The sequence below is a fragment of the Flavobacterium agrisoli genome (genome assembly GCF_016522065.1).
Classification (GTDB): domain Bacteria; phylum Bacteroidota; class Bacteroidia; order Flavobacteriales; family Flavobacteriaceae; genus Flavobacterium; species Flavobacterium agrisoli.
On sequence record NZ_JAEHFV010000001.1, the window covers coordinates 384,497 to 407,279 of the forward strand.

At 32.8% G+C, this 22,783-nt stretch carries 21 protein-coding genes; 8 read left to right on the forward strand and 13 right to left on the reverse strand.

Annotated features, from left to right (window positions below):
- Positions 1–14 precede the first annotated feature (14 nt).
- The 5 genes from I5M07_RS01550 to I5M07_RS01570 form a co-directional block, all read right to left on the reverse strand.
- Positions 15–866 (reverse strand): substrate-binding domain-containing protein, encoded by an 852-nt coding sequence (locus I5M07_RS01550; RefSeq protein ID WP_200104433.1) that lies wholly within the window; start codon positions 864–866, stop codon positions 15–17.
- A 15-nt stretch (positions 867–881) separates the two neighbouring features.
- Complete coding sequence (locus I5M07_RS01555; RefSeq protein WP_200104434.1) at positions 882–1,748, reverse strand: nucleoside phosphorylase; 867 nt, start codon at positions 1,746–1,748, stop codon at positions 882–884.
- Positions 1,749–1,824: 76 nt separating this feature from the next.
- Positions 1,825–2,154: a translation initiation factor gene (locus tag I5M07_RS01560; RefSeq protein ID WP_200104435.1), complete on the reverse strand. Its 330-nt coding sequence runs from the start codon at positions 2,152–2,154 to the stop codon at positions 1,825–1,827.
- Positions 2,155–2,244: 90 nt separating this feature from the next.
- Positions 2,245–3,195: an isopenicillin N synthase family dioxygenase gene (locus I5M07_RS01565; RefSeq protein WP_200104436.1), complete on the reverse strand. Its 951-nt coding sequence runs from the start codon at positions 3,193–3,195 to the stop codon at positions 2,245–2,247.
- Between the two features lie 98 nt (positions 3,196–3,293).
- Positions 3,294–3,695, reverse strand: coding sequence for a glyoxalase (locus I5M07_RS01570; RefSeq protein ID WP_200104437.1), 402 nt, complete (start codon positions 3,693–3,695; stop codon positions 3,294–3,296).
- 70 nt (positions 3,696–3,765) lie between these two features.
- On the opposite strand from I5M07_RS01570, the gene I5M07_RS01575 reads away from it, so the two are divergent.
- Positions 3,766–4,149, forward strand: a complete 384-nt coding sequence (locus tag I5M07_RS01575; RefSeq protein ID WP_200104438.1) for an acyl-CoA thioesterase — start codon at positions 3,766–3,768, stop codon at positions 4,147–4,149.
- A 44-nt stretch (positions 4,150–4,193) separates the two neighbouring features.
- On the opposite strand, the gene I5M07_RS01580 is transcribed toward I5M07_RS01575, so the two are convergent.
- Together I5M07_RS01580 and I5M07_RS01585 are read right to left on the reverse strand one after the other, a co-directional pair.
- Positions 4,194–5,405, reverse strand: coding sequence for a mechanosensitive ion channel family protein (locus I5M07_RS01580; RefSeq protein ID WP_200105135.1), 1,212 nt, complete (start codon positions 5,403–5,405; stop codon positions 4,194–4,196).
- Between the two features lie 52 nt (positions 5,406–5,457).
- Entirely contained in the window at positions 5,458–5,742 is a 285-nt protein-coding gene (locus tag I5M07_RS01585; protein ID WP_200104439.1) for a DUF3817 domain-containing protein, read from the reverse strand.
- A gap of 102 nt (positions 5,743–5,844) precedes the next feature.
- On the opposite strand from I5M07_RS01585, the gene I5M07_RS01590 reads away from it, so the two are divergent.
- The 4 genes from I5M07_RS01590 to I5M07_RS01605 all read left to right on the forward strand — a co-directional run bounded on the left by I5M07_RS01590 (position 5,845) and on the right by I5M07_RS01605 (position 10,824).
- A complete protein-coding gene (locus I5M07_RS01590; RefSeq protein ID WP_200104440.1) occupies positions 5,845–6,369 on the forward strand; it encodes a DUF6155 family protein in 525 nt (174 codons plus the stop codon).
- Positions 6,370–6,476: 107 nt separating this feature from the next.
- Positions 6,477–8,021, forward strand: a complete 1,545-nt coding sequence (locus tag I5M07_RS01595; protein ID WP_200104441.1) for a DEAD/DEAH box helicase — start codon at positions 6,477–6,479, stop codon at positions 8,019–8,021.
- 110 nt (positions 8,022–8,131) lie between these two features.
- A complete protein-coding gene (locus I5M07_RS01600; RefSeq protein ID WP_200104442.1) occupies positions 8,132–9,466 on the forward strand; it encodes a DEAD/DEAH box helicase in 1,335 nt (444 codons plus the stop codon).
- 80 nt (positions 9,467–9,546) lie between these two features.
- Positions 9,547–10,824 (forward strand): NAD(P)/FAD-dependent oxidoreductase, encoded by a 1,278-nt coding sequence (locus I5M07_RS01605; RefSeq protein ID WP_200104443.1) that lies wholly within the window; start codon positions 9,547–9,549, stop codon positions 10,822–10,824.
- A 57-nt stretch (positions 10,825–10,881) separates the two neighbouring features.
- Here I5M07_RS01605 and I5M07_RS01610 read toward each other — a convergent pair whose 3' ends face one another.
- On the reverse strand, positions 10,882–12,069 hold the full coding sequence (locus I5M07_RS01610; protein WP_200104444.1) for a multidrug effflux MFS transporter: 1,188 nt from the start codon (positions 12,067–12,069) through the stop codon (positions 10,882–10,884).
- 127 nt (positions 12,070–12,196) lie between these two features.
- On the opposite strand from I5M07_RS01610, the gene I5M07_RS01615 reads away from it, so the two are divergent.
- The 3 genes from I5M07_RS01615 (at position 12,197) to I5M07_RS01625 (ending at position 15,381) form a co-directional block, all read left to right on the forward strand.
- A complete protein-coding gene (locus tag I5M07_RS01615; RefSeq protein WP_200104445.1) occupies positions 12,197–12,601 on the forward strand; it encodes a hypothetical protein in 405 nt (134 codons plus the stop codon).
- Between the two features lie 262 nt (positions 12,602–12,863).
- Positions 12,864–14,780 (forward strand): DUF294 nucleotidyltransferase-like domain-containing protein, encoded by a 1,917-nt coding sequence (locus I5M07_RS01620; RefSeq protein ID WP_200104446.1) that lies wholly within the window; start codon positions 12,864–12,866, stop codon positions 14,778–14,780.
- 4 nt (positions 14,781–14,784) lie between these two features.
- Positions 14,785–15,381, forward strand: coding sequence for a 3'-5' exonuclease (locus I5M07_RS01625; RefSeq protein ID WP_200104447.1), 597 nt, complete (start codon positions 14,785–14,787; stop codon positions 15,379–15,381).
- A gap of 44 nt (positions 15,382–15,425) precedes the next feature.
- Here the strand turns inward: I5M07_RS01625 and I5M07_RS01630 are convergent, their stop codons facing one another.
- The 5 genes from I5M07_RS01630 to I5M07_RS01650 all read right to left on the reverse strand — a co-directional run bounded on the left by I5M07_RS01630 (position 15,426) and on the right by I5M07_RS01650 (position 22,755).
- Positions 15,426–16,307 (reverse strand): diacylglycerol/lipid kinase family protein, encoded by an 882-nt coding sequence (locus I5M07_RS01630; protein ID WP_200104448.1) that lies wholly within the window; start codon positions 16,305–16,307, stop codon positions 15,426–15,428.
- Positions 16,307–18,265, reverse strand: a complete 1,959-nt coding sequence (locus I5M07_RS01635) for an LTA synthase family protein (protein ID WP_200104449.1) — start codon at positions 18,263–18,265, stop codon at positions 16,307–16,309. The genes I5M07_RS01630 and I5M07_RS01635 overlap by 1 nt, the downstream gene beginning before the upstream one ends.
- 78 nt (positions 18,266–18,343) lie before the next feature.
- The gene (locus tag I5M07_RS01640) at positions 18,344–20,755 is read right to left on the reverse strand and encodes an outer membrane beta-barrel family protein (protein WP_200104450.1); all 2,412 of its coding nucleotides are present in this window, start codon (positions 20,753–20,755) and stop codon (positions 18,344–18,346) included.
- A gap of 64 nt (positions 20,756–20,819) precedes the next feature.
- Entirely contained in the window at positions 20,820–22,085 is a 1,266-nt protein-coding gene (locus I5M07_RS01645) for a sensor histidine kinase (protein WP_200104451.1), read from the reverse strand.
- Positions 22,075–22,755: a response regulator transcription factor gene (locus tag I5M07_RS01650; RefSeq protein WP_200104452.1), complete on the reverse strand. Its 681-nt coding sequence runs from the start codon at positions 22,753–22,755 to the stop codon at positions 22,075–22,077. Before I5M07_RS01650 ends, I5M07_RS01645 begins: the two co-directional genes overlap by 11 nt.
- Positions 22,756–22,783 lie beyond the last annotated feature (28 nt).

Genomic DNA, 22,783 nt, shown 5'->3' on the forward strand with positions numbered 1-22,783 from the left:
GTTACAAAGCAAGTTTATACTGCTTTTATAATTTCTTCAAAATTACTTTTTTTATCAATAATACCTAGCTTCAACAATTGGATTTGGATTTTGAAGAATTCGTTTTCGCTTATATTTTGTTGCGACCATTCGGTTATTTCAAGCCAAGCCTGAATATCTTCTTGTTTTTGATTGAATTTTTGCGCTAATGTGGCGTCAATTTCGGGTATATTTTTAAAATCTTTTGAGATATTATTGATGATTTCTAGCGTTTTTGAAACCGCATCGTGATTTGTTTTTAAAAATTCATCACGAACTGCAATAACAAAACTAGGCCAAGGCGTAGGACAATCACCTAATCTTCTAAAAATACCTTTATCAACTAAAGGTTTAGTCATAAAATGTTCCCACATAAAATAATCAGCTTGTTGGTTGGTGAGTGCTTCAACCGCACCATCAATGGTGTTGATGATTTCAAATTGGAGATTAGCTGTTGGCCAACCTTCATTATTAGCATTTACGTAAGCCATTAATTGGGAACCAGAACCTATTCTAGAAATAGCAACTTTAGCGTTTTTTAAATCTTCTAAAGTATGAAAATTAGAATTTGCAGCCACATGAATGCCCCAAATTAAAGGAGATTTAACGTAAATTTGAACTATTTTACTCAAATTTCCTGCAACAATATCTTTAATGATTCCTTCTGTTAAAATAACGGCCATATCGGTTTCGCCTTTGCGTAACATTTCGCATAACTTCCCGGTTCCTTCTGGCACTGAAGTCCATTTTAAATCAATATTTTGCAATTGAAATTTATTATTTTCAATACCTAGTTGCCAAGGAAAATTAAAATGTTCTGGAACTCCGGCTATATTTACTGTGGTCATAGTATTTTTGAAATTTTATTCTGCTAATTTATTTAAAGTATACGCAATCAATTCATCGACTGCTTGGTAAGGATCATTGCTAAAAGTACCGGTAGCTCTATTGGCAATAATGGCATTTAACGAAAGCGCCTCGTGGCCTAAAAGTGCCGAAAGACCATAAATAGCGGCTGTTTCCATTTCTAAATTGGTTATTTTATTTCCGTTAAATTCAAAATTATCCATTTTGCTATTCAATTTATCATCTTGAATATGCAAACGTAAAATTCGACCTTGTGGTCCATAAAATCCGCCAGATGTAGCGGTTATTCCTTTAAAAATTTGATCACTTTCTATTTTTTTCTCTAAAATTTCAGAACAGGCAATTGCATAGGGTTTTCCTTTTTTGATGTCCCAATTCGAATCGTTAAAAAATGCTTCTTCCAGAGCGGTATTGGTAATTTCATCAATAACATAGGAGCGAAGCATATTGTCTAAACCCAATCCGAATTTGGAAAGGACAAAACTATCCACCGGAATATCGGCTTGAAGAGAACCAGAGGTGCCAATTCTGATAATATTTAGTACCGTTTTTTCTTCTTTTATTTTTCTGGTTTTTAAATCAATGTTAACTAAAGCATCCAATTCGTTCATCACAATATCGATGTTATCAGGTCCTATTCCTGTAGAAAGCACGGTGATTCGTTTGCCTTTAAAAGTTCCGGTTTGTGTTTTAAATTCTCTTTTTTGAGTCCAAAATTCGATGCTATCAAAAAGGGCTGTAATTTTTTCAACTCGATTTTGATCTCCTACAAAAATAATATCTGTTGCAATGTTTTCAGGAAGCAAATTCAAATGGTAAACGCTTCCGTCGGGATTTAATATTAATTCAGATTCTTGTATCATGGTTTAGAGTTTTTAAACTAGGAAAAATTGCGAAGTTTATTTAGGGTAAAGAGTTTTCAGTTATTAACAATCGAAATTATCCCCCAACGCGTTTTACTTTAAAGCCTTTTTGCTTTAAAATATCCATAATTTTATCTCGATAATCACCTTGAATTATTATTGATTCGTCTTTAAAACTTCCGCCAACACTTAGTTTGGTTTTAATTTCTTTGGCTAAAATCTTAAAATCTTCTTGATCTCCGGTGTAACCTTCAATTATGGTTGTGGGTTTGCCTTTTCGTTTTTCAAATTTGCAAATCATGGGTTCTTTTTGAATCCAAAGTTCTTTAGATTCTTCAGTTTCAAGAACTTCTGGTTCGGGTTCGTGATCTGGAAATAAGTTTTTTAATTGGTCTTTTAAATCCATACTAACAATGTTTATCAAAAATTAAATTCCAAATTCCAAGGTATTGTATTTTGGAATTTGGAATAAAATTAAAGTATTCGTTTTTAAAATTTAGTTCTTTATTAAACCTAACTCAACCAAGCGCTCGTACAAAAATTCGCCTGCGGTAATATCGGTAAACTTTTTCGGATTTTCGTCGTCGATACAATTAGCCAAACAATCCAATTTCATATCGCTCACCGGATGCATAAAAAAAGGAATAGAGTAACGAGATGTTCCCCATAATTCTCTTGGCGGATTCACAACCTGATGAATAGTCGATTTTAGTTTATTGTTGGTATGTCTTGATAACATATCGCCCACATTAATTACCAATTCATCCTCGGCAGCAATGGCGTCAATCCAATCTCCGTTGTGGTTTTGAACCTGTAAACCTTTTCCTTGCGCTCCCATTAACAAGGTAATTAAATTGATATCTCCGTGAGCCGCAGCACGAATAGCATTTTCAGGCTCCGAAGTAATAGGCGGGTAGTGGATAGGTCTTAAAATCGAGTTACCATCTTTGGCATATTGATCAAAATAATTTTCGTCTAATCCTAAATGTAAAGCCAAGGCACGTAATACATAAACACCCGTTTTCTCAAGTTTTTGATAGGCATCTTTTCCTACAACATTAAAGCGTGGTAATTCTTTCACTTCGACATTATCGGGATATTCATTGGCGTATTTTGAATCGTTATCTACATATTGTCCAAAATGCCAAAACTCTTTTAAATCGCCCTCTTTTTTGCCTTTAGCATGTTCTTTTCCAAAAGAGACATAACCTCTTTGTCCGCCAATTCCTGGAATTTCGTATTGGTGTTTTGTTTCTAGAGGTAATGAGAAGAATTTTCTAATTTCTCCATACAATTCATTTACCAGTTCGTCGTCTAAAAAGTGTCCTTTTAGCGCTACAAAGCCAATATTTTCAAATGCACTGCCGATTTCATTTACAAATTTTTGTTTACGTTTCGGGTCGTCCGAAAGGAAATCACGTAAGTCTACACTAGGAATGTTTTGCATACTTTACTATTACTATTATTTTGAAAAACTTAAAATAACTTTTCGTAAACAAAGATAATTATATTTTTAGGAGTCATTTTAAGCTTTAAGAAAACTTTTTAATTCGCTTCAAGTTCAAACAATTGTACCTGATTTTTTAATCGATCTATGACCAAATTCATCATTCTTTTGTTTAAACTCGAAGAATTTTGAATGTAATTTTGGTATTCTTCAATCGTAAAAAGACCAATCACAATTCCTTTTAATGAGTTTCTAAATTTGATGTCTTTTTGAATGGCATTTTCAATTGTGATTAATTTTTTTTCTACCGAAGAGGAAAAGAAATCGGGTCTATTTTTATGCGCATAATTGATAAAAACAGCAATTAGTAAATCATTTTGAAGTTTTAAGATGGGACGAAGTGTTTGGTTTTGAAAAGCTTCGTCGGAGGTAGATTGCGAGTTTACGGTTCCTAAAGTTTCGCCTCTAAATTCGTTTAAAAATAAATCTCTATTTGCCATTGTTTTTCTTTAAAATTAAATAAAATTACTGAGAGTAAAACCTTATTTTTGTAATAATTAAAATAAAAATATGCGATTTCATACTAGAAAATGGGTTAAACCCGAAGATTTAAATCCGAACGGAACATTATTTGGCGGTAAACTTTTAGCTTGGATTGATGAGGAATTGGCTTTGTATAGCATTATTCAGCTAGAAAACCAGCGCATTGTAACCAAACACATGTCGGAAATTAATTTTAGAAGTTCGGCACGACAAGGTGATATTATCGAAATCGGAATTGACGTTGTTAAATTTGGTACTACTTCGATAACCTTAAAATCGGAAGTTCGAAATATGATGACACGCGAAACCATTATTACCATTAACGAAACCGTGATGGTGAATTTAGATGAAAATGGAAAACCTAAAGCGCACGGAAAAACAAAAATTGAATTTGTAAAAGACCGATTATAAATTAAAAAATCCACAAATTAAGTAGTTCTAATTTGTGGATTTTTTTAATTGTTAGGATAACTGTTTTTAATTTCGAGTTTGGAAGGCATTTCAAAAATTTCCAAATCAAAATAAGTTATCGAGGCAAAAATATGGTCAAAAAGATCCGACATAATGTATTCATAATTTACCCAACGTTTGTCGTTGGCAAAAGCGTAAATTTCTAGCGGAACCCCAAATTCGGTCGATTGTAATTGGCGACACATCATGGTCATATTGGCATTAATGCCGCTTTGGTTGGTCATGTATTCGGAAATGTATTTTCTAAAAACGCCCAAATTGGTAAGGTTTCGACCGTTTATAGCAATTTCTTTATTCGAATTTCGATTGGTGTTAAAACGATCAATTTCGGCTTGACGTGTATCTAAATAGGCTTTTATCAGTTCGATTTGTTGCAGTCGTTCAATATCTTCTGCAGTTAAAAAACGAATGCTACTGCTTTTTATTAAAACGTGTCTTTTTATACGTCGTCCATCCGAACGAAGCATTCCTCTCCAATTCTGAAAAGAATCAGAACTCAACGCATAAGTGGGAATTGTCGTGATGGTATTATCAAAATTTTGAACTTTTACCGTCGTTAAATTAATTTCAATTACATCACCATCGGCACCAAATTTATTCATCGTTATCCAATCGCCAATGCGCACCATATCGTTAATAGAAACTTGTACACTTGATACAAATCCTAAAATGGTATCTCTAAAAATCAAAATGATTATAGCCGAAAGCGTTCCTAAAATGGTTAATAATTCCGATTGTTTAATGCCAAATAATTTCGAAATAATAACCGTTATACCAAAAATCCAAAGCACAATCATGATAACCTGAATAAAGCTATCGATAGGTTTGTCGCTGTATTTTGGTTTGTGTTTGAGATAATCTTTTAATGAATTAAAAATGGCTCTTACAATCCAAAGTAGTAGCAAAACAATGTAAATACCCACAATTTTTTCGAAAGCCGATTGCCAATAATCGTATTTTTTTAGAATGATGGGAACGGTGTAATAAATAAAGAAAAACGGAATTAAATAGGCCGTATATTTAGCTGTTTTATTTTGAATAAGGTAATCATCAAACTTTGTTTTAGTTCGCGATGCAAAAATTCCGGTTAAGGTTACCAAAACAAATTTGGCTATATAATAAATGGAATAGGCTAAAATAAATAATACCAATAAATTAATAGCCAAACTGAGGTAAGAAGCCGAAATGCGACTCATACCTAAATCTCGAAATACAGGGTATAAAAAATTAAAAAGTTTTTCTAACAAATTATGCGTTTTTTAAATATTTATGCTCGATATAAAAAGTACCAAATGGTAACAAAGAAGCCAATAAAATGAGACCAAAAACAGGTAATGTCCATTTTTGACTTTCTTTTAAAAAAATAGCCAATAACACATACCCGATAAATAAAATTCCGTGCGTCATGCCAATTGGGAATAATAAATTATGGTATAAATCCAAATTATTGGGTTTAATTAAAAGCATGTTGGCAAACAAAACCAAGTAAGAGATACCCTCAAGGATAGCCACTATTTTAAATAATTTTAGCATTTGAAATAAAAATTTAATTGTGCCGTAAAATTAAGTATTCTCTGCGGTTTTTTAGGTATGCTCGGGCAAACAATTTACTTTTGTGGTTATTATCATTTGATTATGAGTAAGCGCGATTTAAAAAAGTATTTAAAAGAATTGTCACAGGAACAGCTTCAGGAGCAAATTATTGAATTGTATGAAAAATTTACGCCGGTAAAAGTTTTTTATGATTTTGTTTTTAATCCAAAAGAAGAAACGCTTTTGCAGGAGGCTAAACTAAAAATATCAAACGAATATTTCCCGATAAAAGTCACCCGAAGGGGCAAAGCCAAAATGCGTCGCTCGGTGGCACAAAAAACCATCAAACACTTTATCACTTTGGGAGTAGATGTTTTTAAAACGGCCGATATTATGTTATATGCTATCGAAATTGCTCAAACTTATGCTTCAGAAAATACCATAAAACAAGAACTTTTTTACAAAAGCATGTTAAATTCATTTGAACAGGCAATTACTTTTTGTATTTCCAACGGGATTTGGACTGAATTTAAACCACGAATTCAAGCTATTGTTACCGAAACAAAACAACTTCGATGGAAAAATAGTGCTGATTTTGAAGCTGTTTACAATAAATCAATACTCTAATTTTCTTATTAAAATTTAATCATTTCTATTTTTTTCTTTTATTTTAAGTAAAAACACAAGGAATAACTGTTTTTTAGGTGTATTTTTGCAAAAACCAATAAAAAGCAATGTCTGAACATATTTTAGAAATAGAAAAAGAAGAAAAAAAAGAATTATACGCCTATCAAAAAAAGGATATTGATGCCATTTTTGAGCGCTTGGATAACGCGCCAGAAAAACACCATTTGTTGTATCAATTGCCAACTGGTGGAGGAAAAACAGTAATTTTCTCAGAAATTGTACGTCGTTATTTAGCTAATAATGACAAAAAAGTGGTGGTTTTAACACACCGTATTGAGTTGTGCAAACAAACCTCAAAAATGCTAAAAGGTTTTGGAGTTAAAAACAAAATTATCAACAGTAAAGTAAAAGAATTACCTGATCAAAACGAATATTCGTGCTTTGTGGCGATGGTGGAAACGCTTAAAAATCGTATAAACGACGAAAAATTACATTTAGATCATATCGGTTTAGTCATTATTGATGAAGCGCATTACAACTCTTTCCGTAAATTATTGACTTCTTTTAAAAATGCTTTTATTTTAGGAGTTACCGCAACACCTTTGAGTTCAAACATCAAATTGCCGATGCACCAAAGCTACGATGAATTAATTGTAGGAGATACTATTGCATCCCTTATTGATAAAGGGTTTTTAGCCAAAGCCACTACTTATAGTTATGATGTAGGATTGACTTCTTTAAAAGTGGGAATCAACGGAGATTATACCGTAAAATCATCTGATGATTTGTATACCAATTCGGTAATGCAAGAAAAATTGTTGCATGCTTACACCGAAAAATCGTTGGGTAAAAAAACCTTGATTTTCAATAATGGTATTCATACTTCGCTATATGTTTATGAAACTTTTAGAGAGGCCGGTTATGATATTCGCCATTTGGATAATACGTGTGGTAACGAAGAACGGAAAGAAATTTTACAGTGGTTTAAAAAAACACCAGATGCTATTTTAACGTCGGTCGGAATTTTAACAACTGGTTTTGATGAGCCTACTGTTGAAACCATCATTTTAAATCGTGCGACAAAATCGTTGACTCTTTATTTTCAAATGATTGGCCGTGGCTCTCGAAAACTTCCTGGAAAAGACGAATTTACAGTAATCGATTTGGGTAATAATGCCGCTCGATTTGGTTTGTGGAGTGATGCTGTCAATTGGCAACACATATTCAAATCGCCCGAATTTTATCTGGAAAATTTGAGAGACGATACCGAAATCGAAATGTTCTTTAAATACAGTATGCCGCCCGAATTGCGCGCTAAATTCAGCAAAACCGCCGATGTAACTTTTGATGTGGATGAAGAACATAAATTGGCCATAGCACAAAATGAACGTTCCAAAGTTGTTTTAGATAAATCGCTAGACCAACATGCTGATATGTGCGTAGACAATACCGAAACACTGCAAGAAGCAAAAACGTTAGCCAAAGAATTGGATGACGATATTGACTGCCGTATTAAACGATATTCAAAATGTTTGAGTCAGTGCAGCAAAAATTACCGCGAATGGCTTGTTGACGATTACAAACAAAAATTAACCTTATTGATTGGTAAAAAATACCGCGAAAAAATCATGAACGAACCCGATGAAGAGTAATATTTTCATGTCAATATAGTTTTCAATTCCCACAAGAGAAAGGACTTCTTGTGGGAATTTGCATTTAACGATGTACCTTTACCCAAATGAATTTCAAAAACAAGCAAACAATGTCAGTAGCCTTTAAAAAATTAGGAATTTCAGCTTCATTACTTCAATCTTTAAACGAATTGGATATTGTTTCGCCTACCGAAATTCAGCAACAAGCTATTCCGTTACTCCTTAAAAATGAAACCGATGTGGTGGCACTTGCCAAAACCGGAACAGGGAAAACGGCCGCATTCGGTTTACCGCTTTTACAACTCATTAATACCAACGAAAATCACGTGCAAGCTGTTATTTTAGCACCTACACGAGAATTAGGACAACAGATTTTTTCTAATTTGACTGCATTTTCAAAATACCTACCTGAAGTAAACAGTATTAGTTTATGTGGTGGAACTTCAATAAAGCCTCAAATTCAAGAGTTAAAACAAGCCACTCATATTGTGGTGGCAACTCCCGGTCGACTAATTGATCTTATTCAGCGAAAAGCTATTGACTTGTCTAAAACTTCTTTTCTTGTTTTAGACGAAGCCGATGAAATGATTGCTATTTTAAAAGAAAGTATTGATGAAATAATTGCAGAAATGCCTAAAAAACGAAGAACTTTTTTGTTTTCGGCAACCTTATCGGGAGCTATCAAACAATTGGTTCAGAATTATTTGCTTAAAAATGTAGTTACCATTTCGGCCGATATGGAAACCGTTGGGAATCAGCAAATAGAACATCAATATATTGTGGTCGAGGCAATTGAAAAACTAGATGTATTGATGCATTTTTTAAATTCAAGAGAAGGGGAGAAGGCCATTATTTTTTGTAAAACCAAAGCTGCGGTTAACAAATTAGCTAAAAATTTAGCCATTAACCGATTTTCATCGGGCGCTTTGCATGGCAGTTTAACACAGGGAATTCGTGATAGAATAATGGGGCAATTTAGAGAAAATCATATTTCGATTTTAGTTGCTACCGATTTGGCTTCGCGCGGAATTGATGTTTCGGATGTTTCTTTTGTTATTAATTATCATTTGCCGGATACCTATGAAAATTACGTTCACCGAAGCGGAAGAACTGCAAGGGCAGGAGCTACGGGTTTATCACTGACCATTTTACAACCTGAAGAAGAGGTTGAAATTGCCGATTTTGAAAAAGAATTAGGCCTTCATTTTACTAAAATTGAAAAGCCTTCTGGAAACAGTATCGAAGCCAATAATACCATTTTATGGGCTAAAAAAATCTTCAAAACCAAGCCGAATCACGAAATTGAAATTGCTGTAAAACAAAAAGTAAAAAGCATATTTCACCATTTAACGAAAGAAGAGTTAATCGAAAAATTGTTGGCGCAACAGTACTTACAAATGAAACCAGAACCTGCTGAAAAGCCTGTTAAAAAAAATAAAAAATAAGTTACAATTTTCGTCATTTGATAATTTAAATAGTAATTTTAGGACTTCATTTTTACCCAAAATCATACAAAAAGATTTATATGAGAATAGTCATTATTGGAGGAGGTTTTGCTGGAATTAACCTGGCCAAAGATCTTCTAAATCAAAAAGATATAAACGTTGTTTTAGTCGATAAAAATAATTACAACTTTTTTCCCCCTTTAATTTATCAAGTTGCTACGGCTTTTTTAGAGCCTACAAGTATTAGTTATCCTTTTAGAAAGTTTTTTTCGGGTAAAAAAAACCTGCAATTCCGTTTAGGCGAATTATTAGAAGTGGTTCCTGAAGAAAATAAAATTATTCTGAACAATGGTGAGCTAACGTACGACAAATTGGTTTTTGCTACCGGAGCCGAAACAAATTATTTCGGAATGGAAAATGTCCAGAAAAATGCTATTCCGATGAAAACGCTCAATGATGCTATTGTGATGCGTAACACCTTGCTTAAAAACTTGGAAAAAGCAGCCATTTGCAAAGATATTCGTAAAAGAAGAAAATACTTAACCATTGTGGTGGCCGGAGGAGGGCCTACTGGAGTAGAAGTTTCGGGAATGTTTGCCGAAATGCGTAAAAATATTTTGGTAAAAGAATATCCCGAATTAGCAACAAGTGCGAGTAATATTTATTTAGTAGATGGTGGCGATGCGCTGTTGGCGCCGATGAGTAAAGAATCTCAACAGGACACCTTAGAAGCTGTAACGAAACTAGGCGTTGTCGTAAAACTGAATGCTAAAGTTACCGATTATGTTGATGATGTGGTTTATTTTGAAGGAGGAGAAACTATTGCGACCAAAAATTTAATTTGGGCAGCAGGAGTTTCTGCAAAAATTTTCAAAGGAATTCCAACCGAAAGTTACGGTCGCGGTCGAAGATTAGCAACAGATGCTTTTAATAAAGTGAATGGTTTAGATAATATTTATGCTATTGGTGACACTTGTATTTTAGCTGGAGATGAAAATTTTCCTCACGGACATCCTCAAGTAGCGCAAGTTGCTATTCAACAAGCACAGAATTTATCGAAGAATTTTAAGGCAATGAAAGATAACAAATCACTGCGACCATTTGTTTATAACGATAAGGGGTCCATGGCCATTATTGGAAAAAATAAAGCAGTTGTTGATTTGCCAAAACCTAAAATGCATTTTAAAGGCTTTTTTGCTTGGTTCATTTGGTTGTTTGTACACTTATTTTCGCTAATTACTTACCGAAACCGAATGCAAACCTTTTACAATTGGATGGTGGCTTATTTTGCTAAAGATCAATCTTTGCGTATGATTATTAGGCCCGATAAAAAAATCAAACTGCCTGGCGATAATTAATATCTCTAAAAAATATTTTAAAAGCTGTTCTTTTTATTTTAATAAAAACAGCTTTTTTTATTGCTTTAATTTCCGACTTCCAATATTTAAAATGATAAATGCCAACACAGAACTCGTAACCATGATAGCAACCATAGGAGTAATTGAATTGTGCACAAAAACTCCCACAAAAAAAGAGGCTAAAGCACCTAAACCAAGTTGAATAGCTCCCATTAATGCCGATACAATTCCGGTATTTTTTGTAAAAGGAGCCATTGTTAAACCGGCAGTATTTGGATTTGTGATACCAAGACATCCTAAAAACAAAAATAACATAGCTACAGTCGAATACAAATTTAAAAGTTGGTTGAGAGCTAAAATTAAAAAAAGCATACTAATGCAAACTTGACATAGTAATGCTCTAAAAATGAGTTGTTCGCTTGTAAAACGTCTTAATAATATAGAATTTAACTGACTAGCGCCTATAAAGCTTACGGACATAAAAGCAAAAATCCATCCGTAAATTTTAGGACCTACTTTAAAAATATCCATAAAAACGATAGGGGAAGCCGCTACATACGTAAAAAGCCCTGAAAAAGCTATCGCTCCAGTAAAAGCGTATGTATGAAATTGTGGTTCTTTTAAAACCGTCCAAAAACTATTTAAAATAGGTTTAGGTTTCAATGAAACAGAAGGATCTCCTTCCGATGTAACAGGTAAAAAAAGTTGCGAGGCCAATAAAATTACAATTCCCATCCACATCAAAATAATAAAAACGGTATGCCAACCGTAATCGGCTGTGACATATCCACCAATAGTTGGAGCCAACATAGGCGATAGTCCAACCACCAACATTAATAACGAAAATACTTTAGGAATTTCTTTTACAGGAAATAAGTCGCGAACCATAGCTACCGAAGCCACAGTGGCGGCACAACTTCCGATGGCTTGAATGAAACGCAAAGCGATAAAATAATCAATATTCGTTACATACACACAACCCAAAGAGGCCAATATATAAACTAACAATCCCCAAAATAGCGGTTTTTTTCGACCAAAACGATCCAGTAACGGACCGTATAATAACTGCCCAAACGAAATTCCGATAAAATAGCTCGATAAACTCATGGCAACTTTAGCTACAGTAGTGTTTAAATCGGTTGCAATTCCTTCAAAACCGGGCAAATACATATCAATTGAAAATGGACCTAAAGCAGTTAAAGCACCTAAAATCAGTATTAATTGGAAGTGTCGTTTTTTTGACATTTTATTAAAATAATGTTATTTATGGCTTGCAAAGGTAAATATTTGCTATCTTGATACTATGTTAGCTATTGATATTTACAAAAATTAGCTATTTAACAACAAAGAATTATTAATTAAATCAAAATTTATGAAAAAAGTTATTGCATTATGTTTATTTACTGCATTTTCGTACGCACAAACCATTGTCAATAAAATCGAAAATGTAAATGCGCAACAGTTAGAATTTATCAAAAAGGTAAATTCATTTTATCCAGATATTACTGTAAACAATTCTATTACAAATTACTACGCCGACGGAAATATAATTGATTCTAAACAAGAATTCGATTTAAAAGGTACAAAATTTTCGAGCTATAAAATTGGAATTCAGCCAGGAAACACCAAAATGTTATACGAATATGAAACAGCCGATTTGGGTAAAGTTTACGGTGATATTCGAATTTTTAACGGTAAATATGTTAGAACGCAATTTATGGACAAAAGCAACAAAATTGAAATTTACGTAGATGGTAAGGCCGTTTATAGCAATTAGACATTTTAAGCTTTCCAGATTAGTAAAAACACCAAATCTTGGTGTTTTTTTTATATATAATAGATATTTATATTTGACCTATAATTTATATTATGTAAAATAGACTTTTTCCAAACAAACTTGTACTTCTCAATTTAATTAGTATCTTTAATTTAAATTGTTGTTGATAGAAATGCTTCACAGATAAATCTATTCGTTCTACTTTTGTAAGTGTTTTATTTATTATTTTTACAATCAATTTTTATATCACTTAAAAATATTTATGAATACTATTGCTGAGCACATTGCAGATTTTTTAAAAGAATACGCACCATTTGATAATTTAACTTTTCATGAATTATCTCAAATTGCTTCAAAAATTCGTGTATTAAATTTAGAAAAACATGCTATTTTATTTAAAAATAACGATGTACTTCATGATAGTTTTTATGTAGTTGCTCAAGGTACAATCAATTTGTCTATAATTGCCGATGCCGAAGAAACATTGCTAAATAAATGCCATACAGGTGATATTTTTGGTTTACGTCCGTTTTTTGCCAAAAACAACTATACCATGACTGCCAAAGCTCGTGAAGAATCTATTCTTTACGCTATTCCGATTTCGGTTTTTAGGCCTTTTGTTGCCAATAATTCCGATGTTTTGAACTTTTTATTAGAAAGTTTTGCTGCCAACACGCGTCATACTAAAGAAACCAATTATAAAGGCAAATTAATTCCAGATAATGCTTTTTATTCGGATACACAATCTGAAATGCAATATATTCAATCCTTAAATTACAACAATTCGCCCATAACCGTTCCAATTACCACCACGGTTAAAGAAGCTGCACTTTTGATGGTGGAATCGCTTATAAATAATATTTTGGTTTGTGATGAAAATAACAATCCAATCGGAATTATTACGGAGGCTGATATGGCTACTAAAATTGCAACAGGACGCTTTCCAATTACCGTTACAGTTGATACTATTATGGCCTCGCCGGTGGTGACTGTTTTTGAAAATGTTTCCTTAGCAGAAGCGCAATTGTTAATGATAAAACATGATGTAACACATTTGTGTGTGACAAAAGACGGAACAAATAAATCGGTGGTAAAAGGAATTATATCCGAACATGATTTAATTGTAGCGCAAGCCAGTAATCCTGGAGTTTTAATCAAGGAAATCAAGCGTTCGCAAGTGCCAAAGGACTTAAAAGAAATTCGTGATCGTTTGGGTGATTTGATTCAAAATTCCATTCAAAAAAACATTCCAATATCCCATATTAGCAATATTGCCAACGAAATAAATCTGGCGTTGATTCGACGTGCTGTTGAGCTTTCTATTTTAGATTTAGGCTCACCTCCTGCTCGCTTTGCTTGGTTGAGTATTGGTAGTCAAGGTCGTAAAGAACAACTTTTGTTAACCGATCAAGATAGTATTTTGATTTTTGAAGATGTTACGGCCGAAAAATATCGAGATGTTAAAGATTACTTTTTGCATTTAGCTAAAAAAACTACCAGCATTTTAGAAAAAGTAGGCTATGAATATTGTCCGAATGGTCACATGGGAAGTAATATGTTGTGGTGTAAATCCCTGACCGATTGGACCAAACAATACAACAGTTGGATGAATACTCCAGGCGAAAGTAGTAATGATTTAAGTAGTATTTTCTTTGATTACCAAATTGTTTTTGGTGAACCTAAAATAGAAGAAGCCTTGGAAAACATCATTTACAAAAATGCTCAAAATAACACTTTGTTTTTTGACTTTTTAGGAAATGATGCTTTAAAGAAAAATTCGCCTCTAACCTTTTTCAAGAAATTCGTTTTGGAAGAAGAAGGCGAAAACAAAGACAAATTCGATATTAAAACGCGTGCTTTAATGCCTTTAATTGATGGAGCGCGTTTGTTAATTTTAAGTAATGACATCAAAGGAATCAATAATACCTATTTGCGATTCAAGCAATTAGCGATCACCGATACGAAAAATGCCGATATTTATTTAAATTGTGCCGAAGCATTTTTAACTTTATCCAAATACCGTACTTTGGAAGGAATTAAAAACGATGATGCTGGACAATTTATTAGTATTAAAGATCTTTCAAAACTAGATCGTGAAAAATTAAAAAATGCCCTTGCTCCAATGCGAGAATTAGAAGAATTAATTAAAAGCAAATTTCAATTAACGCAATTTTCATAAGTATATGTTTGATTGGCTTAAGAATATTAACAAAGATCATCCCGAATTTTGGAAAGAATACGTTTCTAAATTTGAGCATAAATCCGATCGTTATGTGGTAATTTCTACAGAAACATCGGGTTTAAGCACTTCAAAAGACGTTATTTTATCAATCGGGTCATTTGCTATTGTTAATAATGTAATCATGATCGAAGATAATTTTGAGGCCGTCATTCTTCAGTACAAATATTTGCATGACAATGGCTTATCCAACGAGTTTATTGTGGAAAGCAAAATGAAAAAGTTAATTGAACCCGATGCACTTCAATTGCTAATTGATTATATCGGCAATGCCATCATTGTAGGACATCATGTTCATTTTGATGTAGAAATGATTAATGCTGCTTTAGAACGATTGGATTGTGGCCGTTTAAAAAACGAAGCTTTAGATATTGATGTAATGTATCGAAAATTACACGATATTAACGACAAGCAATTTTCTTTAAACGAATTATGCGGAATTTATAAAATTCCGATTAGTGACCGAAATTCTTCTTCGGAAGATGCGTACAAAATTGGATTATTATTCTTAAAATTAAAATCTAGGCTGCATATTCAGTAATTTTATGGTTAGCAAACTCTAAAAGGTAATGCTGAAAAAGGCTGTTAATCTACCAAAACCCGTAATGATTTTGCTAATATGCGAACTGATAATTGATTGGTTTTCAAATTATATTGTTCGCCATCCAACTGTACATCAGTAAAAATTTTTGAAGGCATTTCAATTCTAATATCTTTTATTAAAATTCGATTGGCTTTTTTAAATTTATCTACCGAATTTCGTAGAACATGATAACCTAACAATAATTTTTCCAGAAAAGAAAGTTTTGGAACAATTATTATATCTAAAAACCCGTCGAACAAGCTTGCTTTAGGGGTTAGACTCATTTTATACCCCATCTCATTTGAATTCGATATAAACAATAAAAGAGGATTGATTTCTAAATGTTGATTGTCAAAATAGACTTTCGTTTTAAACGTTTTGAATTCTAAAGCAGCCGACAATGTTGCTTTTATATACGCCGAAAGCGTTCGCTTACCTGCTTTTTCGTATTTTTTAATTATAAGTGCATCAATACCGATACCCATATTGCTAAAAAAATAGTTATCGTTTAATTGTCCTACATCCATTGCTTTATAATTTCCTTTTTTTATAATTGAAATTGCTTTCTCAAAATTATTCGGAATTTGTAAGTTTGATGCTAGTCCGTTTCCTGAACCTATCGGGATTATTCCTAATTTTATATTGGTTCCCACTAGTGAGGAGGCCACTTCGTTAATAGTTCCATCACCTCCGCAGGCAATAATACAATCGGGATTTTGTAAAATAGCTGATTTTGTTAATTGTAAAGCGTGTTTTTTATGTTGGGTATAATCCACTTCAATTTTATAAGTAGTGTTCGGAAATTGAGTTTTAATATACGATGCCGACAAATTATGTTTTCCACTTCCAGAAATGGGATTAATTATAAAATGAATGTACATCATTATTGTAACAGTTTATTAGTAAAAAGAAAATCGGCAGTTTGGTACCAAGCAATAGTTTCGTTTAAAAAAGTTGAATTCATTGGTATGGCCTTTAAACGATTGTTATTTTTGTTCCAAGCGTAAAAAGCTTGTTTTCTTTGATCTGATAAAATCATTACTTTTTCCTTTTTCATCAATACCAATTTTCGATAAGTTCCCATTAAAGCACGTTCTTCATAATTTTGGTCTAAAACATTTTTCCCAAAAAAATCAGACTCATAATTCCAATGAAACAAACCAAATAAAGTAGGCCAAAGATCTATTTGTGAACATTGTTTCGTTATTTTTTGATTACTTTTTTCGGGTAAATTCACAATAAAAGCTGGAATATGATAGTTGGCTACATCAATTTCATCTTTTCCAGCACTACTGGCACAATGATCGGCAATAATAACAAAAACGGTGTTTTTGAACCAAGGTTTTGTTTTTGCTTTCTTAAATAATTCTTTAAGGGCAAAGTCAGTATATTTTACAGCTCCTTCCCTATTAGTTCCAGATGTAATATCAATTTTTCCAGAAGGATACGTAAAAGGTCGGTGATTGGAAGTTGTCATGACAAAGTTAAAAAATGGCTTACCTGTTTTATACTGAAGATCGGCTACTTTAAGCATTTTATTAAAAATATCTTCATCGCAAATTCCCCAAGCATTTTCAAAAGTAACTTCATTGTCAGTTATATTATGTCGAACCGTTTTAATTTCATCGCTTAAAACACTTCCTCTTCCTCTGTCATAAATCGCAAAACCGTTACCACCAAAATAGGCATTCATATTATCAAAATAGCCGTCACCTCCGTAGAAAAAATTACAATCGTAGTTTCGTGATTTAAACACGTTACTAACCGTATATAAATTTTGGTTGTTAGGTCTTTTTACAATACTTTGTCCCGGAGTTGGTGGTATACAAAGCGTAACCGCTTCCATTCCTCTAACGGTTCTGTTTCCGGTGGCGTATAAATCATCGAAAAAAATACTTTTTTGAGCAAGACTATCCAAAAATGGTGTAATCTTTTCTTCGTTACCAAACTCTTTTAAAAAACTGGCACTTAAACTTTCAACCAAAATAAACACTACATTTTTATTTGCATTAGAAGGTTGAATAGACGTAATCTTTCTGTGAATGGAATGCTCTTTTTTAAGATAAACCGTATTAGAATTCTCTAACTTTTTCCGGATACAATCAAAAGCTTTATCATTATCTGTGGATGTATAAAAATCAACGTATTTAATTTGGTTGTTTCTAAAAGCGGCAAAAAAGGAATAAATACCCGATTTGGAAATTTCAGCATTATACCGATTTGAAGACCATTCTGCTTGATTATTAGTGATGAAAAAACCAAAGAACAAAGCAATTATGATAGTAGCGCCTAAAACCGACAATCTGGTTTTTAAAGTGGCAGTAGTAGCAAACGTTTTGGCAAAAGCTTGGGTTTTGTAAAAAAGATATACAAACGCAAAAGTAAGAACGGCTATTCCGCCAATTAAAACAGGTAGTGGGTACGATTGTTGAATATTAGCTACAACTTCATAAGTATAAATTAAATAATCAACGGCTATGAAATTAAATCGTGCTTTAAATTCATCCCAAAATGTCAATTCGGCAAAAAAAGTAAAAACAAGAACAAAAATGGTTAGCGTTGTAAAAAAATAAACCAAAATTTTATCCATTAAAGAACCAATCCATTTATTTGGCAATAAACTATAATACACTACACTACCAATGGAAATAAAGGTAATGGTTCCAAAATCAAAGAATAACCCCGTTAATAGCGTTCTAAAAACATCTAAAATATTCCATGAAACTTCATCAAATTGCCAGATGAAAAAGCCAATTCTTAAAAATTGCGAAAGAAGCAAAAACCAAATTACAAACTGTGCCAATAAAGTATATCTACTGTAGGCGGAAGAAAATTTATACATATTCATTTATTACTATAGAAGTGCAAATTTTACAACCCAATTTTGAATTTATTTTGAATTTTGGTTTTAATTAAGAAATCAAAATTTATAGCTATAACCAAAACGGAATACTTGTGTTTCATAATAATCTTCGGAAGAAAAACGGAAATCTTCTCCGGCAATTTCTTTTTTGATGACTAACGTATTAAAAAGATCTGTAGCATTTAAAAACACTTCTCCTTTCCCATTCTGAATTGATTTTTTAATTCCAAAATCAGTATAAAAACGAGCTTTAATTTTTCCTTGCGGAATTATATCGGGCGCTAAATAAACCATAGAGAGCTGTGCCGAAATGGTTTTATAGAACGAAAAAGTATTGTTCCATTTTAAATTTCCAGAAGTGATTTCTTGAAGATTAGCACTAAAAGTAGAAGGGGTTGGATACAAATTAGTAACCGTAAAAGCATCAATAGTATTTTTATACAAATTTCCATTTAGGTTAAAGGAATACCACGAATTGAGTTCTTTAGCAAAAACCAATTCAATTCCGAAAGAAGAACTTTCCTTCGCATTTTGAAAAACATTATAAATAATAGCGCTTCCGGGAACTGTGGTAGCAATTCGTGTAATGGTACCATTTATAACCCGATAATAAAGGGAACCCATTAAATAACCTTTTTCAAAATCGGTTTTGTAACCCACTTCAAAAGCCGAGGTAAATTGTGGTTGCAACGCGGGATTTCCGACTTTAATAATTTCGGCATCATCATATTTAGGGAAAATTCGAATATCAACTTCATTGGGCCTGTCTACACGTCGGTTATAAAAAGCCGTAAATTTATTTTGTTCATTGAGTTTGTAAGCTAATTTAACGCTCGGAAAAGGTTCGGTGTAATGATATCCATTGCTTGTATAAGTTGGATGATTTGGGTTAACCTCATAATTTAAATTAACGTATTCATAACGAAGACCAATTTCGGCTTCTATTTTTTCCGTTTCATAAATGTAACTTCCATACACTGCTGGGATAATTTCTTTATATGTTGCCCAACCTCCTGCATTGGCATCAATTGGCGAATTTTCTCCTGGGAAAAACTGCATGTTTGTCGGAATTTGACGGTTTCTAAACTTAATTCCAGTTTCAAAACGGCCGTATTGTAAAGGTTGTACATAATCCATATTCAAATCGACTACTTTTTCGTCTGATAATAATTTAAAAGCATCTTCCCCAAAAGATTCTGCAATAGTATTTTTAAAAAAGTATTTTTCATCTTCTCTGTGATAAGTATAATTAATTCCGGCATTCAATTTTCTTCCAATTTGGCTGAATTTATGCTGAAAAGAAGCACTTGCCATAAATGTTGTTTTGAGTTCATCTTCTAAAAATTGCCACAGACGCAATCGCTGTGAAAAATCTGCATTAAAAAAAGGTTCATCACCATTATCTAGTATCTTTTCACTACCAAAAAGTCCCGAAAAAGAAAAAGAATTTTGTTCATTAAAGTTCCAATCTATACCGGTTTTAAGAGTGGTAAAATGAGTATCGCGATTTCGTTTGGTTTGCTGGTTAATTATCGTACCATCTTGATAGGTTCGTGTAACAAATTCGTTTTTGTTAAGGGTTTCGGTATACAGGTAATCGGCTTGTAAATAGGTATTTATTTTATTTTTTCGATAATTTAAAGAAAAACTAGGATTTATTTTCGGAGTCATTTGATATTGTGGTCTAATGCTTGGAAGGTTCTCTTTGCGTTCCCATAAAGCACCATAACCCGAACTAATTCCGATTTTACCGTTTATACCTTCTTGCTTGGTTTTTTTATAGATAATATTGATAATTCCTGCGTTTCCGTTGGCATCGTATTTGGAGGAAGGATTGTTGATAATTTCAATTTTTTCGATAGCCGAAGCCGGAATATTATCTAAACCCGACTGATTTCCAAAACCGGTTAGCGCAGTTTGTTTGCCATCAATCAGAATCATGACTTTATCATTTCCTCTTAATTGCACTTTTCCGTCTTGAACGGTAACACCCGGTAAATTCTGCATAGATTGTAAAAGAGAACCACCCGTTTGGGTAATATTATCGGCCATAGCAAATACTTTTTTGTCCATTGAAACCGGATTTTGCTGGTTTTTGGTACTCACCATAACTTCTGATAAAGCAGTTACATCTTCATCAATTAGCAAGGTTCCCAAGTCTAAATAATCAGAAAGAATACCTATAAATATTTCTTGCTGTTTTTCTTTAAAACCAATCATATTTGCTTTTAAAATGTATTTTCCAGGGGTTATACCAGAAAACAGAAAACGACCCTCTTCGTTAGTCACGGTTCCAAAGAAAATTTTAGTGTCCTTTTCAGAAGACAGTGTAACATTTGCAAAAGGAACAGCAATTTTTGAATGGCTATCTTTTAGTATTCCGGATAGTGTGATTGTTTTTTGTTGAGCAACTAATTTAAAAACCGTTAGGAATAAAAAAGAAAAAAGTAGGAATGTTTTTGATTTCATTTGATACTATTTTAAAAAGAATAGTACAAATCTGGATAATGATTTAGAAGAAAGTTTGAATTTTTTAAAAACTAACTTCAAAAATATGCTCCTTATCCATAAAACGATACTGGATTTGCCATTTATTTATTTCGCAAATTTTCTTAATAATAGCCAAGCCCAAACCGCTCCCTTTTGAAGAAGGATTTGCTTTCGAAAACCGATTAAATACGTCCTCTTTCAGTATTGTAACATCTGACCCTGTATTGCGAAATTGCAGGATATTATCTTCTATACAAATGGAAATTGAACCATTTTTTTCATTGTGCCGAATGGCATTTAGAAATAAATTATTCAATAAAACTTCGACTAAAGCGGCATTTGCTACTAAGCTAAGTTCATTTTTAAAAAAGGTGTTAATTTGGATGTTTTTTGTCTGGGCTTGTTCTGTAAAAAAATCGAGGTGTTTTTCGATAAAATTATTCAATACAATGTTTTCTTGCTCCAGATAAATTTCATTATCCATTTTCGAAAGCAATAACAAGTTTTTATTCAGTCGATTGAGTCTGGAAACGTCTTTATTTAACGCTCCAATTAATTTTGATTGTTCCCGTGTTAAGTCCAATTGTTGCAGCGTATCAATTTTAGTTTGAAACAATGCCAAAGGCGTTTGCAGTTCATGCGCGGCATTTTCAACAAATTCACGCTGACTTTTATAAATTGCCGTATTTTTTTCAATTAAACGTTCTAGGCTTTTATTTAGTCGTTGAAATTCGTCGATGTCCGTAGCAATAAACTGAGGCGGATTGTTTTTATCAATTTCAAAATTTTGTATTTGATGTAAGGTATTGTAAAAGGGTTTCCAAATTTGTGCAGCCGATTTTTTAGAAATCCAGATAATGCCCGTTAATAAAATGATGATAATACACAGAAACATAATGGCAATACTAAAAACCATTCCTTCCATTTCAACCAGGTTTCGTTTTTCGATATAAGTATACCTTTTTCCGTTAATATCAACAGGAGCATACAATATCCGAAATGGTTCTTTTTCATTGGCAACCGCTTCAAATAACATTTCACCAATAATCGAATCTTTCGTTACGCCCATGTCGGGAACAATGGTTACATTTTGATTGTATTTGTTCCAAGCAGCGATGTCTTGTGCCGTGTAATGACTGTGAATTTCATTTACAAAGGCACCTTTATGAAAAAGCAAAACTTCGTCCGTTTCATACACATACAGCCATTGCGAAATATAATAAAATACAGGAGCCGCGATTAACAAAATGATAACCGCATACGTTAAAAAACTATTGGTTGTTTTGCGAAGAAGTTTTTTATTGTTCATTTTCCCACTTGTATCCTAAACCGTAGACCGTTTTGATATAATCACCACTTCCGGCATGAGTTAATTTCTTTTTGAGATTTTTGATGTGTGCGTAAATAAAATCGTGATTATCTAACATATCGGCCATATCACCCGAAAGATGTTCGGCAATTGCCCCTTTTGATAATACTTTATTTTCATTGCCAATTAAAAATAAGAGTAAATCAAATTCTTTTTTGGTGACTTCTAATTTTACATCGTGAACTGAAACAGTTTTGGAGAAAATGTCGACCGTAATTTCATTAAAAACCACTCGATTATTTCCTTTGAAATTTTTTCGTCTTATCAAAGCCTGCATTCGAACCAATAACTCCGAAAGATGAAAGGGTTTGGTTAAGAAATCATCGGCACCCAAATTAAATCCTTCCAAGCGGGTTTCTAAATTCTCTTTAGCCGAAATAATAATAACACCATCTGTTTTATTTTTTCTTTTGAGTTCTTTTAAAATAGCAAATCCATCGCCATCCGGAAGCATTAAATCTAGTAAAATACAATCGTAATCATGGCTCTCAATTTTAGAAAGCGCTATAGTAAAGTTTTCAGCGGTTTCGCATTGAATATTATTGGTTTTAAAGTAATTTATGATACTTTCGGCAATTGCGCGCTCGTCTTCTACAATTAAAATCTTCATGCGGCAATTTACAAATGAATTTTGAAGA